Here is a 15,402-nt window from a genome sequence, read left to right on the forward strand (position 1 = left end):
GGGCCGGCTGAAAATGCCGGCCGGTCCGTCTCTTCCCGGCGCGGTGCGGACAGGCACGCGACGGGTGGCAAGCCGGGAAAGCCCGGTCAACACGATCGTTCGGGAGGCGGGTGCTACGCCCGCGAAACACCATGGCACGACTAGACGCCAACGAACAATTTCTCGCCACGTCCTTCCTCGACGGCGCGAACGCAGCCTATATCGAACAGCTCTACGCGAAGTACGAGGCGGACCCCGCTTCCGTCGGCGAAGAGTGGCAGGCCTTCTTCAAGGCCCTCGAAGACCAGCCCTCTGACATTGTGAAGGCCGCCAAGGGCGCCTCGTGGCAGCGGGCGAACTGGCCGATCGTCGCCAATGGCGAACTCGTCTCGGCGCTCGACGGCAACTGGGGCGTCGTCGAGAAGGTGCTTGAGAAGAAGGTCCAGGCAAAGGCGGAAACCGTTGCCGCCAAGACCGGTGCGCCGGTCAACCAGGCCGACGTCAACCAGGCGACGCGCGACAGCGTGCGCGCCATCATGATGATCCGCGCCTACCGCGCCCGCGGCCACCTGCACGCCAAGCTCGACCCGCTCGGCATTGCCGCACCCGTCGAGGACTATCACGAGCTGTCGCCGTCGAACTACGGTTTCACCGATGCCGACCTCGACCGCAAGATCTTCATCGACAACGTGCTCGGCCTCGAATATGCGAGCATTCGCGAAATGGTCGAAATCCTCGAGCGCACCTATTGCTCGACGATCGGCGTCGAGTTCATGCACATCTCCAACCCGGAAGAGAAGGGCTGGATCCAGGAACGCATCGAAGGCCCGGACAAGGGCGTCGACTTCACGCCGGAAGGCAAGAAGGCGATCCTGCAGAAGCTGATCGAGGCGGAAGGCTTCGAACAGTTCATCGACGTCAAGTACAAGGGCACCAAGCGCTTCGGCCTCGATGGCGGCGAAGCGCTGATCCCGGCGCTCGAACAGATCATCAAGCGCGGCGGCCAGCTCGGCCTCAAGGAAATCGTGCTCGGCATGGCCCACCGCGGCCGCCTCAACGTTCTGACGAACGTGATGGCGAAGCCCCACCGCGCCGTCTTCCACGAGTTCAAGGGCGGCTCCTACGCGCCGGACGAAGTGGAAGGCTCGGGCGACGTGAAGTACCACCTCGGTGCCTCCTCGGACCGCGAGTTCGACGGCAACAAGGTGCATCTGTCGCTCACCGCCAACCCCTCGCACCTCGAAATCGTCAACCCGGTCGTCATGGGCAAGGCACGCGCCAAGCAGGACCAGATGGCGAAGATCTTCGAGGGCGACATCATTCCGTTGTCCGAGCGGGCCCAGGTCATGCCGCTGCTGCTGCACGGCGATGCGGCCTTTGCCGGCCAGGGTGTCACGGCTGAAATCCTCGGCCTGTCGGGCCTGCGCGGCCATCGCGTCGCCGGCACGGTTCACGTGATCATCAACAACCAGATCGGCTTCACCACCAATCCGGCCTTCTCGCGCTCCTCGCCCTATCCGTCGGATGTCGCGAAGATGATCGAGGCGCCGATCTTCCATATCAACGGCGACGATCCGGAAGCGGTGACCTACGCTGCGAAGATCGCCACCGAATTCCGGATGAAGTTCCACAAGCCGGTCGTGCTCGACATCTTCTGCTACCGCCGCTTCGGCCACAACGAAGGCGACGAGCCGGCGTTCACCCAGCCGAAGATGTACAAGGCGATCCGCGCGCACAAGACCGTGGTCAGCCTCTATGGTTCGCGCCTCGTTGCCGAGGGTGTGATCAGCGAAGGCGAATTCGAGAAGATGAAGGCCGACTGGCGTGCCAGCCTCGAACAGGAATTCGAGGCCGGCCAGTCCTACAAGCCGAACAAGGCCGACTGGCTGGACGGTGTGTGGTCGGGCCTGCGCTCGGCCGACAACCAGGACGAACAGCGTCGCGGCAAGACATCCGTGCCGATGAAGCAGCTGAAGGAAATCGGCCGCAAGATCTCGACGATCCCGGAAGGCTTCCGCGCCCACAAGACCATTCAGCGGTTCATGGACAACCGCATGCAGATGGTCGAGACGGGCGAAGGCATCGACTGGGCAATGGCCGAGGCGCTCGCTTTCGGCACGCTCTGCGTCGAGGGCACGAAGATCCGCCTGTCCGGCCAGGACTGCGAACGCGGCACCTTCTCGCAGCGCCATTCTGTGCTCTACGATCAGGAGACCGAAGACCGTTACATCCCGCTCGCCAACCTCGCGCCGACCCAGGCCCGCTACGAGGTCATCAACTCGATGCTCTCGGAAGAGGCCGTGCTCGGTTTCGAATACGGCTACTCGCTGGCCCGTCCGAACGCGCTGACGCTGTGGGAAGCCCAGTTCGGCGACTTCGCCAACGGTGCGCAGGTCGTCTTCGACCAGTTCATTTCGTCGGGCGAACGCAAGTGGCTGCGCATGTCGGGTCTCGTCTGCCTGCTGCCGCACGGCTATGAGGGCCAGGGTCCGGAGCACTCCTCCGCCCGCCTCGAACGCTGGCTGCAGATGTGCGCCGAAGACAACATGCAGGTCGCCAACGTCACGACGCCGGCGAACTACTTCCACATCCTGCGCCGCCAGGTGAAGCGCGACTTCCGCAAGCCGCTGATCATGATGACGCCGAAGTCGCTGCTGCGCCACAAGCGCGCGGTCTCCTCGCTGTCGGAAATGGCGGGCGAAAGCTCGTTCCACCGCCTGCTGTGGGACGACGCGGAGGTCATCAAGGACGGCCCGATCAAGCTGCAGAAGGACGCGAAGATCCGTCGCGTCGTGATGTGCTCGGGCAAGGTCTATTACGACCTGCTGGAAGAGCGCGAAAAGCGCGGCATCGACGACGTCTACCTGCTGCGCCTGGAACAGCTCTATCCGTTCCCGGCCAAGGCGCTGATCAACGAGCTGTCGCGCTTCCGCAATGCCGAGATGGTGTGGTGCCAGGAAGAGCCCAAGAACATGGGCGGCTGGGCCTTCATCGACCCCTATCTCGAATGGGTGCTTGCCCATATCGACGCCAAGTACCAGCGCGTGCGCTACACCGGCCGTCCGGCCGCAGCCTCGCCGGCAACGGGCCTGATGTCCAAGCACCTCGCGCAGCTCGCTGCCTTCCTTGAGGACGCACTGGGCGGTTGATCCGCCCAGTTCCCCGCACCCGCGACAACGAAATCAAGAACGGAACACACTCATGGCTACCGAAATCCGCGTCCCGACTTTGGGCGAATCCGTCAGCGAAGCCACCGTCGGCACCTGGTTCAAGAAGGTCGGCGACGTCATCAAGGCAGACGAGCCGCTCTGTGAGCTCGAAACCGACAAGGTGACGATCGAAGTGCCCGCACCGGCCGCCGGCGTCCTGTCGGAAATTGTTGCGAATGCCGGCGACACCGTCGCCCCGGGCGGCCTGCTCGGCCAGATCTCCGAAGGCGCTTCTGCCGCTCCGGCTGCCGCCGAAAAGGTCGAGAAGGTTGCGGCCGCCCCGGCTGCCGAAGCCAAGCCGGCCGCTGCTGCGTCTTCCATGCCGCCGGCCCCGTCCGCTGCAAAGCTGCTTGCCGAAAACAACGTCTCGGCCGATCAGGTTGACGGTTCCGGCAAGCGCGGCCAGGTGCTGAAGGGCGACGTGATCGCCGCCGTTGCCAAGGGCATCACGGCAACCCCTGCTGCCGCCGCCGAGCCGGTCAAGGTTGTCGCCCGTGCGGCATCTTCCGAAGCCGATGCGCCGCGCGAAGAGCGCGTGAAGATGACGCGCCTGCGCCAGACGATCGCCAAGCGCCTCAAGGACGCGCAGAACACCGCAGCCATGCTCACCACCTACAACGAGGTGGACATGTCGGCCGTGATGGACCTGCGCAACCGCTACAAGGACCTGTTCGAGAAGAAGCACGGCGTGAAGCTCGGCTTCATGGGCTTCTTCACCAAGGCCGTGACCCACGCGCTGAAGGAACTGCCGGCGGTCAACGCCGAGATCGACGGCACCGACATCATTTACAAGAACTACTGCCACATCGGCGTCGCCGTCGGCACCGACAAGGGCCTCGTCGTTCCGGTCGTGCGCGATGCCGACCAGATGTCGATTGCCGAAATCGAAAAGGACATCGGCCGTCTCGGCAAGCTCGCCCGTGACGGTGCGCTCTCCATGGCCGACATGCAGGGCGGCACGTTCACCATCTCGAACGGCGGCGTCTACGGTTCGCTGATGTCCTCGCCGATCCTCAACGCCCCGCAGTCCGGCATCCTCGGCATGCACAAGATCCAGGAACGCCCGGTCGTTGTCGGCGGCCAGATCGTCATCCGCCCGATGATGTATCTCGCCCTCTCCTATGACCACCGCATGGTCGACGGCAAGGAAGCGGTTACCTTCCTGGTCCGCGTCAAGGACAGCCTGGAAGATCCGGAACGCCTCGTTCTCGATCTGTAAGGGAGGTCCCTATGGAGGCGGCAGCGTCTGCATCTTCGCCGATGCTCGTGCTTCTTGCACTGAGCGTGGCGCTGCTCGTCTTCCATATCGGGCTCCAGGGCATGCTCTCCACGAGGGAGCTTGGCTCCGCCTGGAACGCCGGCCCGCGCGATGGCGCGCGGGAGCCGACAGGCAAGCTTGCCGGACGCGCCGCCCGCGCGTCGGCGAATTTTCGGGAAACCTATCCTGCCTTCGTCGCTCTCGCGCTGGCGCTTGCCATCGCGGGCGACCCGGCAGGTTGGGGCCTCATCGGGGCGTGGCTGTGGTTCGTTGCCCGGCTCGTCTATATCCCGCTCTATCTCGCAGGCATCCCCTATATCCGTTCGATCGTCTGGCTCGTCGCGCTGGCGGGTCTCGCGGTCATGGCGGGTGTGGTCGTTCTCTAGGAGGCTGGCATGGCATTCACCAATGTTCCCCCGCTTCAGCCGCATATCTGCGTGAAGGGCGGCCTGGAAGCGATCGCCTTCTACGAAAAGGCGCTCGGCGCTGAAAAAACGTTCCATCAGCTTGCCGAAGATGGCAGGCGCGTCATGCATGCCAATCTCGCCATCTATGGCGGCGAGGTGATGCTGCACGACGAGTTCCCGGAATTCGAGATGGCCGTCAGCGCGCCGACGACGGTCGGCGGCACGAGCTTTGCCATCAGCATTAACCTGGCCGACCCGTCCGCCGTCGATGTGGCCTTCGCCAAGGCGGTGGATGCCGGCGCCCATGGTCTGATGCCGCCCGCCGATGTGTTCTGGGGCGCCCGCTACGCCCGCATCACCGATCCCTTCGGCCATATCTGGGCCTTCAACGCGCCCCTGGAGAGACAATGAGCAGCTATTTTCTGGAACTCGCCTCGCTGATGGCGATCTTCTCCTTTGCCATCGTCTCGCCGGGTGCCGACCTTGCCATGGTCATGCGCCAGTCGATCGTGCATGGGCGCCGTTCGGCGATCATCACGTCCTTCGGCGTGGGCACCTCGCTGATGTTCCACGTCACCTATACGATCCTTGGCCTCGGCCTCATCATTTCCCAGTCGATCTACCTGTTCAATATCGTGAAGTGGTGCGGTGTCGCCTACCTCATCTATATCGGCATCAAGGCCTTGCGTGCCGGCAAGACGGACATGTCCGTCGAGACGGTGAAGGGCAACGAGGACGGCAAGGGCGAGCAGTCGGCGCTGCGCGCCTTCGGCCTCGGTTTCCTCGCCAATGCGCTGAACCCCAAGCCGGTCTTCTTCTTCCTGTCGATCTTTTCGACCGTCGTCAGTGCCCACACGCCGATTGCCATCAAGTTCGGCTATGGCCTTGTCATGGCGTCCTGCCTGATCGCCTGGTTCGTCGGTGTCTCGCTGTTCATGACGACGCCGCGCATGCGGGCGGCGTTTTCCCGTGCCAGCCAGTGGATCGACCGCGCCAGCGGTCTCGTCTTCATCGCGCTCGGCATCAAGCTCGCCACGGAAAAGGCCCACTGAGCATGCGCACCGCCCTCGTTTTCCTCGGTCTCGTTGCCGCGACCACCGCTTCCGCGGCGGAGTGCCGGCAGGACCGCGCGATCTATGCGGATCGCGACGGGGGCTATGAGCTGACCTTCGAGCCGGTCGGGTCGAGTGCAGCGGCAACCAGCCATCATTTCAAGCTGAAGGTTCTTTCGAGCAAGACCGTTCTCGACGGCATCGTCATGCCCGGTGACGACCCGGTCCGTTCCAATGGCATGGTCATGCACAATTGCCCGGAAGGCGACGTGACCGGCGAGGAGATCGCCGCCTGCACCGTCTGGGAAGGCGTGATCTACGTGCTCGATGGCGCCGGTGATGCCGCCGTCCTGCCGGAGGAAGGCGCCAAGGCCGCCGAAACGCTGCTGCTGGCCGGCTTCGGACCGTCGCTGCGCTATTCGACGCTGTGGGATGAGAGCAAGGCCAAGGTCGCGCCGTGGGACGTGTTCAAGCGGAAGGGATGCGCCGCATGACGGAAGCGCCCGTTCTTCTCGTCACCGGCGGGAGCCGCGGCATTGGCGCGAGTGTCTGCCGCATGGCAGGCGCTGCCGGCTGGCAGGTTGCGGTGAACTACGTCTCCAACCTCGACGCGGCCGAGGCGATCGTCGCGCAGATCCATGCGCTGGGCGGCTCGGCGATTGCCGTTCAGGGCGATGTCGGCAGCGAGCTCGGCCTTGCCTCGATCTTTTCGGCGATCGACGGCACCTTCGGCCGGCTCGACGGGCTGGTCAACAATGCCGGCATCGTCGCCCTGCCGCAGCGTCTCGACGAGATGTCCGCCGAGCGGCTGGAGCGCATGTTCGCCGTCAACGTCATGGGCTCGATCCGCTGCGCACAGGAGGCCGTACGGCGCATGTCGACGCTGCATGGCGGCAAGGGCGGTTCGATCGTCAACATTTCCTCGGTGGCGGCCCAGCTCGGCTCGGCCGGGCAATATATCGATTATGCCGCGAGCAAGGGCGCGATCGAGAGCTTTACCATCGGGCTTGCCCGCGAAGTGGCGCTGGAAGGCATCCGCGTCAATCTCGTGCGCCCCGGCATCATCGACACCGACATCCACGCTTCCGGTGGCCTGCCGGAGCGGGCGCGCGACATTGCCTCGCTCATTCCGATGCAGCGGCCGGGTACGGCCGATGAAGTCGCCCATTCGATTCTCTATCTTCTCTCCGATGCGGCATCCTATGTGACGGGTGCCGCCCTCAACGTCAGCGGCGGCCGCTAGGCCCCCGCGCAGGAAGGACTTGTCATGGCATATGATCTCATCGTTATCGGTTCCGGCCCCGGCGGCTATGTCTGCGCCATAAAGTCGGCCCAGCTCGGCCTGAAGGTCGCGGTCGTCGAAAAGCGAGCGACCTACGGCGGCACCTGCCTCAATGTCGGCTGCATCCCGTCGAAGGCGCTGCTGCATGCGTCGGAGACCTACAGCCATGCCGCCCATGGCATGGAAGCACTCGGCATTGACGGCGTGAAGCCGACCCTCAACCTGCCGAAGATGATGGCGCACAAGGATGCGACCGTGAAGTCGAACGTCGACGGCGTCGCCTTCCTGTTCAAGAAGAACAAGATCGACGGCATCCAGGGCACCGGCAAGGTGATGGGCGCGGGCAAGGTCTCCGTCACCAACGACAAGGGTGAAGAGCAGGTCCTGGAGACGAAGAACATCGTCATCGCCACCGGCTCCGACGTCGCGGGCATTCCGGGCGTACCGGTCGATATCGACGAGACGATCATCGTCTCCTCCACCGGCGGCATCGCGCTCGAAAAAGTGCCGGGTCATCTCATAGTCGTCGGCGGCGGCGTGATCGGCCTCGAACTCGGCTCGGTCTGGGCGCGCCTCGGTGCCAAGGTGACGGTGGTCGAATATCTCGACACGATCCTCGGCGGCATGGACGGCGATGTCTCCAAGCAGTTCCAGCGCATGCTCGCCAAGCAGGGCATGGAGTTCAAGCTCGGCGCCAAGGTAACGGGTGTGGAAAAGGCAGGTTCGGGCGCCAAGGTGACGTTCGAGCCGGTCAAGGGCGGCGATGCCGTGACGATCGAGGCAGACGTCGTTCTGATCGCCACCGGCCGCAAGCCTTACACAGAAGGTCTCGGCCTCAAGGAAGCCGGTGTTGCGCTCGACAACCGCGGCCGCGTCGAGATCGACAATCACTTCCAGACCAACGTTCCCGGCATCTATGCGCTGGGTGACGTGGTGCGCGGTCCGATGCTCGCCCACAAGGCGGAAGACGAGGGTGTTGCCGTTGCCGAAATCCTCACCGGCCAGGCCGGACATGTGAACTATGACGTCATCCCGGGCGTCGTCTACACCCAGCCGGAAGTCGCCTCCGTCGGCAAGACGGAAGAGGAGCTGAAGGCTGCGGGCATCGCCTACAAGACCGGAAAGTTCCCCTTTACGGCAAACGGCCGCGCCCGCGCCATGCTGGCGACCGACGGCTTCGTCAAGGTGCTGGCCGACAAGGAGACCGACCGCGTGCTCGGCGTGCACATCGTCGGCTTCGGCGCCGGCGAGATGATCCACGAGGCGGCCGTGCTGATGGAGTTCGGCGGCTCGTCGGAAGACCTCGGTCGCACCTGCCATGCGCACCCGACCATGTCGGAAGCCGTCAAGGAAGCCGCACTCGCGACCTTCTTCAAGCCGATCCATATGTGATCGCCTCAGGCGGCTGCGACAACCGGCCGCCTGTCCTCGCCCGCCGAACGGGGGCACCATGAAAGCCACAAAGGATGGCCTTCATGTCCCCCGTATCGAGACCCGTCTCGCTCCCGCATCCACTTCTTCCATCTGCCGACTGGGCGGATCGTTTTACGCTTGGCCTGCCCGTCGACAACCTCACGGCGCGCGAGGCGGCCCGGCTGGCGCTGGAGCACCCGCCGGGCTGGGTGCGCCGGCTGATGGTGCTGCGCAATGCGCTCGTCGCGCCCTTCGGGCTGAAGGGGGCGGCGGAGCAGGTGAAGACATCGGAAACGGAGATCGGCGGCTTTCCGGTGGTGAGTGCGACCGACGACCGGGTCGTGCTCGGCTTCGACGACCGGCATCTGGATTTCCGCATCGTCATCGACGTGATGGCGGACCGTCCGTCCGGCCAGACCCTGAGCGTCATGACGCTCGTCCAGCGCAACAATCTGCTCGGCCGGCTCTATCTCGCCGCCGTCATGCCGTTCCACAAGCTGATCGTTCGCACCATGCTGTCGGGCATCGGACGGCAGGCGATGAAGCTCAATTCACGGCGGTGACGGTAAAGCCGTTTTTGCGCAGCAGCTCCACCACGCCTTCGGGGCCGGGAAGATGCAATGCGCCGACGGCCATGAACACGTTGCCGTCGTTGAGGATCGGCGTCGCGCGCTCGGCCATGACGTGGTTGCGGTCGACGATGATCCGCTGTTCGAAATCGGCATAGCCCTTTGCATTGTCGTCTTCGGGTGCGGCGGCGCGCATCATCGGCATGATCATGCCGGTATCGCCGGCAAGATAAAGCTGGCTCATCGTCTCGATGACGTCCTTCAGCGTGTCGCCGAGTTCCAGCGTCTGCACGAGGCCCTGGATCTGCGGTTCGAGCGGCAGGGAATCAAGGGCGGAAATCTGCTCGATCAGCGTTTCAAGGCCCTTCAGAGCCTTGCCGTCAGCAAGCGCGTTCTTGGCGAGCTGCTGGTCGAGGAAGGCGGCGCCTGCGGTCTTGCGGGCGATTTCGCAGGCGGGCAGGGCGACGAAGCTCGCGATCATCCATGGCTTCATGCGGCCGACGGCGGAAAGGGCGAGGCCGCGGCTCTTCAAGCCCTCTGCGAGCGTTTCCGCATCCTCCTTGTCGAGGAAGTCGGTGATCGATTTCCCGTCGGTGAACATGATGAGGTCGGGACGGGCCATCATCGCGGCTCCCGCCTTTTTCTCGTCGGTGATCTCGTCCGATTCCACGATGACCGTCGCGGCTTGCGCATAGGCGGCGCGGGCGGCGTCCGGCATGGCGAGCACGCGCGGGTCCGTCACATGCATGGTGCCGAGCAGCCAGGAGGTGGGCTTGCCGTCCTTTTCGATCTTCCAGAGGATACCCTTGCCGTTCGGCACGGCGTCCGCCTCGGCGCGCAGCTTTGCGAACCCTGCCGGGTCGTCCTTCTCGTATTTCGTCAGCAGATTGTTGCCGCCGCAGGCCGGCAGCTCTTCGGCCCTGGCCGGGGACAGACCGGCAAGCACGATGACGAAGGAGAGAGCGATGACCACATGGAGGACGGCCATGAGCCAGAGGCCGGCATCGGTGAGGCGATCGGCAAGCGCCAATCGGCTCTTGTGAAGAAGGACTGTCATGGTCGAACTCCGTGCATTTTCGGCGAACCCTAGTGCCCTCATCCTCACAATCCCTTAACGGGGTCAGGCTCTTGGGTGGGCACGGTCATAAATTTCCAGCAGCCGCGCCGAATCGACGCCGGTATAGACCTGGGTCGTCGAGAGGCTGGCATGGCCGAGCAGTTCCTGGATCGTGCGGAGGTCTCCACCACCGGCCAAGAGATGGGTGGCAAAGGAGTGGCGCAATGCATGCGGCGTGGCGCTGTCCGGCAGGCCGAGCGCACCGCGCATCTTCTGCATCTCGCGCTGGATGATGGCTGGCTGCAACGGTCCGCCGCGCGCGCCGCGAAAGAGCGGCCTGTCGGCGCCGAGCGGGAAGGGGCAGAGCTTGATGTAGTCCTCCACACCGGTTCGGGCGGGAGCGATCAGCGGCACGATGCGCATCTTGTCGCCCTTGCCGGTGATGCGCAGCGACGTGGGCGTGCCGGCAAAATCGGCCGGCGTCAGCGACAGGGCCTCGGAGATGCGCAGGCCGCATCCGTAGAGCAGCGTGAGCACGGCGGCATTGCGCAGGCGGATCCAGGGTTCCTCGGCCAACTGCTCATGGGCATCGACGACGGCGATGGCCTGGCGATCGGAGAGCGGTTTCGGCAGGGATTTAGGCTGTTTGGGCGAGCGCACGGCGGACGCACCGGCGGCATTGGCGAGGCCCCTGCGCTCGAGATGGCGCAGGAACGAGCGCAGGCCGGCAAGACCGCGGCCGAGCGTGCGCGCCCCCGCGCCATCGCGGCGGCGGGCGGCGAGGAAGCCGCGCAGGTCCGCCGGGCGCAGGTTGCCGATATCCTTGAGGCGGGCGGGGGCGGCGAGATGTCCGGTGAGGAAGGCGAGGAACTGGCGTGTGTCCCGCTCATAGGCGTCCAACGTGTGGCCGGCGAGACGGCGTTCGTCGGCGAGCGATGCCAGCCAGGCCTGGCGCTCGGCCATGAGCGTGGGGTCGGCGATGATGAGAAGTTCGGTCATGTCCTGCCTTCGATGTTCATCGCAGGATCGGCGATTTGCGTTAGGGCTTTGCTAACATTCGCCCCGAGGGTCTGGGCAGACCGGGCCGCCTTCCTCTAGACATGGTGGCCTGTATAGAGAGCGCGTTGTTCACGAAGCCCGGTAAGATCATGCTGCTGCGTTCCATGTCCGCCGAAAACTACCGTTCGCTGCGCTCGATCCGCATGGATCTCGGGCGGGTAAATCTCTTTGTCGGCGAGAACGGTGCGGGCAAGTCCAACCTCTACCGCTCGCTGCAACTGGTTCAGGCGGCGGTGCGCGGGACCTTTGCGCAGGAGATCGCGGCGGAGGGCGGCATGGCCTCGGCGCTGTGGACCGGCAAGCGGCGGGCGAACGATCCGGTGCGCATCCGTCTCGAAACCGAATTGCTCGACGAGGATCGGGCGATCACCTTCCGCTACCGCGTCGAGGCAGGGCTGCGGCCGCCGAAGGCTGCGGCCGGCTTCGCCTTCGAGCCGCAGGTGAAGGCCGAGGAACTGAGCATCGAGACCGGCCGCCGGCCGGTGACGGTCATGAAACGCTCGGGACCAGGCATCATGGTGCGCGACGAAAACGGCCGAATGGCCGAGTATCCGGAACAGGCGATGACCTCGGAAACGGCCATCGCGCTTTTGGGCGATGCCGGACACTACCCCGAGATCGGCACTTTTCGCCGGGCGGTCTCGCAATGGCGCTTCTTCCATGGTTTTCGGTCCGACCGCGATTCGGCGCTGCGCCAGCCCTGCCTTGCCGTCACCGCGCCGCTGCTCGACCAGGACGGCGCGAACATGGCGGCGGTTTTTGCCACGCTGACCTGGACGCGCGAGGATACGATCGATCTCGACCGGGCCGTCGCCGATGCTTTTGGCGGCGCGCGGCTCACCGTGCCGGAACCGGAGGAGTTCGCTTCCTATGGCCTGACCTTCCCGCAGTTTCCGCAGCGCGTCTTCCAGCCGCGCGAGCTTTCCGACGGGCAGATCCGCTTTCTTGCGCTTGCCGCGGCCCTTCTCTCCTATCGCACGCCGCCGTTGATCGCGCTCAACGAACCGGAGGCGAGCCTCCATCCCGACATGCTGCCGCCGCTTGCCGAAATGATCGCGCGGGCGGCGCAGTCGAGCCAGCTCTGGATCGTGACCCATTCCGAGCGGCTGGCGCAGGAGGTGGAAACACGCTGCGGCGTCAGGGCAAAACGCGTCGTGCGCAATGACGGCGCGACCTGGATCGACGGCATGCGGCTGACCGGCGCGATGGATGACGATGACGAATGACCATGACGAATGACGGGGCTGCCATCTTTGCGGTTTTCTTCCCGCGGTCGCGGAGGCATCTTCGCGGGCAATGAGCAGCGATTCGACCAATCTTTTCGGGGACAGGCTTTTCCCGCGCACGGTGCCCGTCATGGTGCCGGTGCCTACACCCGTGCCCTATTCCTATACGGTGCCCGAAGACATGGCCGTCCAGCCCGGCTCCATCGTGCAGGTGCCGCTCGGGCCGCGCCTCGTGCCCGGTGTCGTCTGGGACGGCGGCGATGACGGCAAGGTCGATCCGAAGAAGCTGCGACCGATCGAAAAAGTGTTCGATTGCCCGCCGCTCTCCAAGGAGATGCGCGATTTCCTCGACTGGGTTTCAGCCTATACGGTGACGCCGCCGGGTCTCGTCACCCGCATGGCGCTGCGCGCGCCGACGGCGTTCGATCCTGAACCGATGATCGAGGGCCTGCGTTTTACCGGTCATCGGCCGGAGCGGCTGACGAGCGCACGTGAGCGCGTGCTGGAGATGATCGAGGATGGCGTTCCCTGGACCAAGTCCGGTCTTGCCCATGCGTCGGGCACGTCGACGAGCGTCATCGACGGGCTGATGAAGCAGGGCACGTTCGAAACCGTCTTCCTGCCGCCGCCGCCGGTGGTCGCGGCACCCGATCCGGACTATGCCGCGCCACGGCTCGAAGGGCCGCAGACGGACAGCGCGGCCGAGCTGGTGGAGAGCGTCCAGAAGGGTGTCTTCTCCGTCTCGCTGATCGACGGCATTACCGGTTCGGGCAAGACGGAGGTCTATTTCGAAGCGATCGCCGAGACGCTCAGGCGCGGCAGGCAGGTGCTCATCCTGTTGCCGGAAATCGCGCTGACAGCGAGTTTCCTCGAACGGTTTCACGACCGCTTCGGCGCAAAACCCGCCGAATGGCATTCGGATCTCGCGCCCCGAATGCGCGAACGCGTCTGGCGGCAGGTGACGACGGGGGATGTGCGGGTGGTGGCGGGCGCGCGCTCGGCGCTGTTCCTGCCCTTCGAAAACCTCGGCCTCATCATTGTCGATGAAGAGCATGACCCCGCCTACAAGCAGGAAGACCGCGTCTTCTACAATGCCCGCGACATGGCGGTGGTGCGCGCGCGCATCGGCGATTTTCCGGCCGTGCTCGTTTCGGCGACGCCATCCGTCGAAAGCCGGGTCAACAGCGATGTCGGACGCTACCGCAAGCTGCACCTGCCGACACGCTATGGCGATGCGGCGCTGCCGGACCTGCATCTTGTCGACATGCGCCGCCATCCACCGGCGCGTGGCGGCTTCCTGTCGCCGATCCTGCTGCGCGGCATCCAGCGCACCATCGAGAAGCAGGAGCAGTCGTTGCTCTTCCTTAACAGGCGCGGTTATGCGCCGCTGACGCTCTGCCGGGTTTGCGGTCATCGCTTCCAGTGCCCGCAGTGCTCGAGCTGGCTGGTCGAGCACCGGTTCCGCGGCCAGATCCAGTGCCATCATTGCGGCTATGCCGAGCGCACGCCGGAAGCCTGCCCGGAATGCGGCACCTTCGATCATCTCGCCGCCTGCGGGCCGGGCGTGGAGCGCATCGCGGAAGAGGTTGAGAAGCATTTTCCCGAGGCGCGCACCATCGTGCTCTCTTCCGACCTGATGGGCGTGAAGCGCCTCCGGCTGGAGCTGGAGGCAATCGCGCGGGGCGAGGCGGATATCGTGATCGGCACCCAGCTCGTCGCCAAGGGGCATAATTTCCCGCTGATGTCGCTGGTCGGCGTTGTCGACGCCGATCTCGGCCTTGCCAACGGTGATCCGCGTGCGGCGGAGCGGACCTTCCAGTTGCTTTCGCAGGTGACGGGCCGTGCGGGGCGTTCCGGCCTCAAGAGCCACGGCCTCATCCAGACCTACCAGCCGGCGCATCCGGTGATGCAGGCGATCGTCTCGGGCGATGCGCAGGCTTTTTACGATCGCGAGATCGGCGAGCGGGAAAAGGCCTTGTTGCCGCCGTTCGGCCGGCTCGCCTCGGTCATCGTGTCCGCCGACAGTCGTGCCGAGGCGGAGACGCATGCGCGCGGGCTGCGGCAGGCCGCGCCCCAGGTCTCCGGTATTTCGATCCTCGGGCCGGCGGAGGCGCCGCTTGCGCTCGTGCGCGGCCGCCATCGTTTCCGTCTATTGGTGCATGGCCGTCGCAACAGCGATATGCAGACGTTTCTGCGCACCATGCTCGCCAATGGGCCAAAGGAACGCGCCTCGCTACAGGTGCAGCTCGACATCGACCCACAAAGCTTCCTCTAGGGCGCGTGGTTAACAAAGAACTGTGCGAAGTTTTCCCGTCCGCTTCTGCCAGTCTTGCGGCTGTGCGATAGAGGGCGGCGAGCAGTTCCGGAGAGAGACCCAGATGGAATTCTACATCCCCACCGAGACCGGCGAGTTGCTCGCCTTCTGTGCGGCCATCGTCACGGGGCTTATCGGCCTGTTCGGTCTCTTCGCGCCGGGTATCGCTCTCAAGCTTGCGGGGCTCCAGCCGAAGGACGTCAGTCGTGAAGGTTTCGCCTTCGTGCGGTCGGCTGGCGGCTTCTACGCGGGCCTTGCCATCGTTGCGCTGCTCATGGCGCAGAGCTGGATCTACATGGCGATCGGCGGCGGCTTTGCGCTTGCTGCTTTCGGCCGAATTCTCTCGCTGATGTCGGACGGTTCGTTCAGCGCCAAGAACCTTCTGGTGCTCGTCGTGCAGGTGGTGCTTGCCGCCTTGCCGCTCGGCTATGCCTTCGGCTTCCTCTGAGGGAAAAGCGGCGTTTTCCGCTCCGTCTGCGCCTGAACATAGTTCGCGCAGTCAACTTTTGCTCCGACTGTGGCCGACTTATGGCGCATTCCTGCGTCCGGCGTGTTGCGAGTCCCGGTTTCCTATGCT

General features: G+C 64.9%; 14 protein-coding genes. 12 read left to right on the top strand and 2 right to left on the bottom strand.

All coding sequences use genetic code 11. The features are described 5' to 3' along the window. Positions 1–131: 131 nt before the first annotated feature. The 9 genes from MUO32_RS22060 (at position 132) to MUO32_RS22100 (ending at position 9,163) form a co-directional block, all read left to right on the top strand. On the top strand, positions 132–3,128 hold the full coding sequence (locus MUO32_RS22060) for a 2-oxoglutarate dehydrogenase E1 component (RefSeq protein WP_069060770.1): 2,997 nt from the start codon (positions 132–134) through the stop codon (positions 3,126–3,128). A 52-nt stretch (positions 3,129–3,180) separates the two neighbouring features. Further along, complete coding sequence (odhB, locus tag MUO32_RS22065) at positions 3,181–4,407, top strand: 2-oxoglutarate dehydrogenase complex dihydrolipoyllysine-residue succinyltransferase (protein WP_257950530.1); 1,227 nt, start codon at positions 3,181–3,183, stop codon at positions 4,405–4,407. An 11-nt stretch (positions 4,408–4,418) separates the two neighbouring features. After that, positions 4,419–4,832 carry an MAPEG family protein gene (locus tag MUO32_RS22070; RefSeq protein ID WP_257950531.1) on the top strand — a complete coding sequence of 138 codons (414 nt, stop codon included), beginning with the start codon at positions 4,419–4,421 and terminating at the stop codon, positions 4,830–4,832. Between the two features lie 9 nt (positions 4,833–4,841). After that, positions 4,842–5,264 carry a VOC family protein gene (locus tag MUO32_RS22075; RefSeq protein ID WP_257950532.1) on the top strand — a complete coding sequence of 141 codons (423 nt, stop codon included), beginning with the start codon at positions 4,842–4,844 and terminating at the stop codon, positions 5,262–5,264. Further along, positions 5,261–5,905: a LysE family translocator gene (locus tag MUO32_RS22080; protein WP_257950533.1), complete on the top strand. Its 645-nt coding sequence runs from the start codon at positions 5,261–5,263 to the stop codon at positions 5,903–5,905. The genes MUO32_RS22075 and MUO32_RS22080 overlap by 4 nt, the downstream gene beginning before the upstream one ends. 2 nt (positions 5,906–5,907) lie before the next feature. Then, the gene (locus tag MUO32_RS22085) at positions 5,908–6,399 is read left to right on the top strand and encodes a hypothetical protein (RefSeq protein WP_257950534.1); all 492 of its coding nucleotides are present in this window, start codon (positions 5,908–5,910) and stop codon (positions 6,397–6,399) included. Further along, positions 6,396–7,148: an SDR family oxidoreductase gene (locus tag MUO32_RS22090; RefSeq protein ID WP_257950535.1), complete on the top strand. Its 753-nt coding sequence runs from the start codon at positions 6,396–6,398 to the stop codon at positions 7,146–7,148. Before MUO32_RS22085 ends, MUO32_RS22090 begins: the two co-directional genes overlap by 4 nt. 24 nt (positions 7,149–7,172) lie before the next feature. After that, positions 7,173–8,579, top strand: a complete 1,407-nt coding sequence (lpdA, locus tag MUO32_RS22095; protein WP_257950536.1) for a dihydrolipoyl dehydrogenase — start codon at positions 7,173–7,175, stop codon at positions 8,577–8,579. An 83-nt stretch (positions 8,580–8,662) separates the two neighbouring features. After that, positions 8,663–9,163 (top strand): DUF2867 domain-containing protein, encoded by a 501-nt coding sequence (locus MUO32_RS22100; protein WP_257950537.1) that lies wholly within the window; start codon positions 8,663–8,665, stop codon positions 9,161–9,163. Here the strand turns inward: MUO32_RS22100 and MUO32_RS22105 are convergent. Together MUO32_RS22105 and MUO32_RS22110 are read right to left on the bottom strand one after the other, a co-directional pair. Continuing rightward, complete coding sequence (locus MUO32_RS22105) at positions 9,147–10,226, bottom strand: TraB/GumN family protein (protein WP_374708704.1); 1,080 nt, start codon at positions 10,224–10,226, stop codon at positions 9,147–9,149. The genes MUO32_RS22100 and MUO32_RS22105 overlap by 17 nt on opposite strands. Positions 10,227–10,289: 63 nt before the next feature. Beyond that, positions 10,290–11,225: a tyrosine recombinase XerC gene (locus tag MUO32_RS22110; protein ID WP_257950538.1), complete on the bottom strand. Its 936-nt coding sequence runs from the start codon at positions 11,223–11,225 to the stop codon at positions 10,290–10,292. Between the two features lie 149 nt (positions 11,226–11,374). Between MUO32_RS22110 and MUO32_RS22115 the strand changes: the two genes are divergently transcribed. From MUO32_RS22115 to MUO32_RS22125, 3 genes are all read left to right on the top strand, one after another. Next, positions 11,375–12,511 (top strand): AAA family ATPase, encoded by a 1,137-nt coding sequence (locus MUO32_RS22115; RefSeq protein WP_257950595.1) that lies wholly within the window; start codon positions 11,375–11,377, stop codon positions 12,509–12,511. Positions 12,512–12,581: 70 nt separating this feature from the next. Further along, positions 12,582–14,786 (top strand): primosomal protein N', encoded by a 2,205-nt coding sequence (locus MUO32_RS22120; RefSeq protein WP_257950539.1) that lies wholly within the window; start codon positions 12,582–12,584, stop codon positions 14,784–14,786. Positions 14,787–14,889: 103 nt separating this feature from the next. Further along, positions 14,890–15,273 (top strand): DUF4345 domain-containing protein, encoded by a 384-nt coding sequence (locus MUO32_RS22125; RefSeq protein ID WP_257950540.1) that lies wholly within the window; start codon positions 14,890–14,892, stop codon positions 15,271–15,273. Positions 15,274–15,402 lie beyond the last annotated feature (129 nt).

The organism is Shinella sp. CPCC 101442 (assembly GCF_024704725.1).
Taxonomy (GTDB): Bacteria; Pseudomonadota; Alphaproteobacteria; order Rhizobiales; family Rhizobiaceae; genus Shinella.

Excerpts from the sequence above, each read along its gene's own strand:
- MUO32_RS22060 (WP_069060770.1), top strand. The coding sequence starts at position 132 with ATGGCACGACTAGACGCCAACGAACAATTTCTCGCCACGTCCTTCCTC.
- odhB (WP_257950530.1), top strand. The coding sequence starts at position 3,181 with ATGGCTACCGAAATCCGCGTCCCGACTTTGGGCGAATCCGTCAGCGAA.
- MUO32_RS22070 (WP_257950531.1), top strand. The coding sequence starts at position 4,419 with ATGGAGGCGGCAGCGTCTGCATCTTCGCCGATGCTCGTGCTTCTTGCA.
- MUO32_RS22075 (WP_257950532.1), top strand. The coding sequence starts at position 4,842 with ATGGCATTCACCAATGTTCCCCCGCTTCAGCCGCATATCTGCGTGAAG.
- MUO32_RS22080 (WP_257950533.1), top strand. The coding sequence starts at position 5,261 with ATGAGCAGCTATTTTCTGGAACTCGCCTCGCTGATGGCGATCTTCTCC.
- MUO32_RS22085 (WP_257950534.1), top strand. The coding sequence starts at position 5,908 with ATGCGCACCGCCCTCGTTTTCCTCGGTCTCGTTGCCGCGACCACCGCT.
- MUO32_RS22090 (WP_257950535.1), top strand. The coding sequence starts at position 6,396 with ATGACGGAAGCGCCCGTTCTTCTCGTCACCGGCGGGAGCCGCGGCATT.
- lpdA (WP_257950536.1), top strand. The coding sequence starts at position 7,173 with ATGGCATATGATCTCATCGTTATCGGTTCCGGCCCCGGCGGCTATGTC.
- MUO32_RS22100 (WP_257950537.1), top strand. The coding sequence starts at position 8,663 with ATGTCCCCCGTATCGAGACCCGTCTCGCTCCCGCATCCACTTCTTCCA.
- MUO32_RS22105 (WP_374708704.1), bottom strand. The coding sequence starts at position 10,226 with ATGACAGTCCTTCTTCACAAGAGCCGATTGGCGCTTGCCGATCGCCTC.
- MUO32_RS22110 (WP_257950538.1), bottom strand. The coding sequence starts at position 11,225 with ATGACCGAACTTCTCATCATCGCCGACCCCACGCTCATGGCCGAGCGC.
- MUO32_RS22115 (WP_257950595.1), top strand. The coding sequence starts at position 11,375 with ATGCTGCTGCGTTCCATGTCCGCCGAAAACTACCGTTCGCTGCGCTCG.
- MUO32_RS22120 (WP_257950539.1), top strand. The coding sequence starts at position 12,582 with ATGAGCAGCGATTCGACCAATCTTTTCGGGGACAGGCTTTTCCCGCGC.
- MUO32_RS22125 (WP_257950540.1), top strand. The coding sequence starts at position 14,890 with ATGGAATTCTACATCCCCACCGAGACCGGCGAGTTGCTCGCCTTCTGT.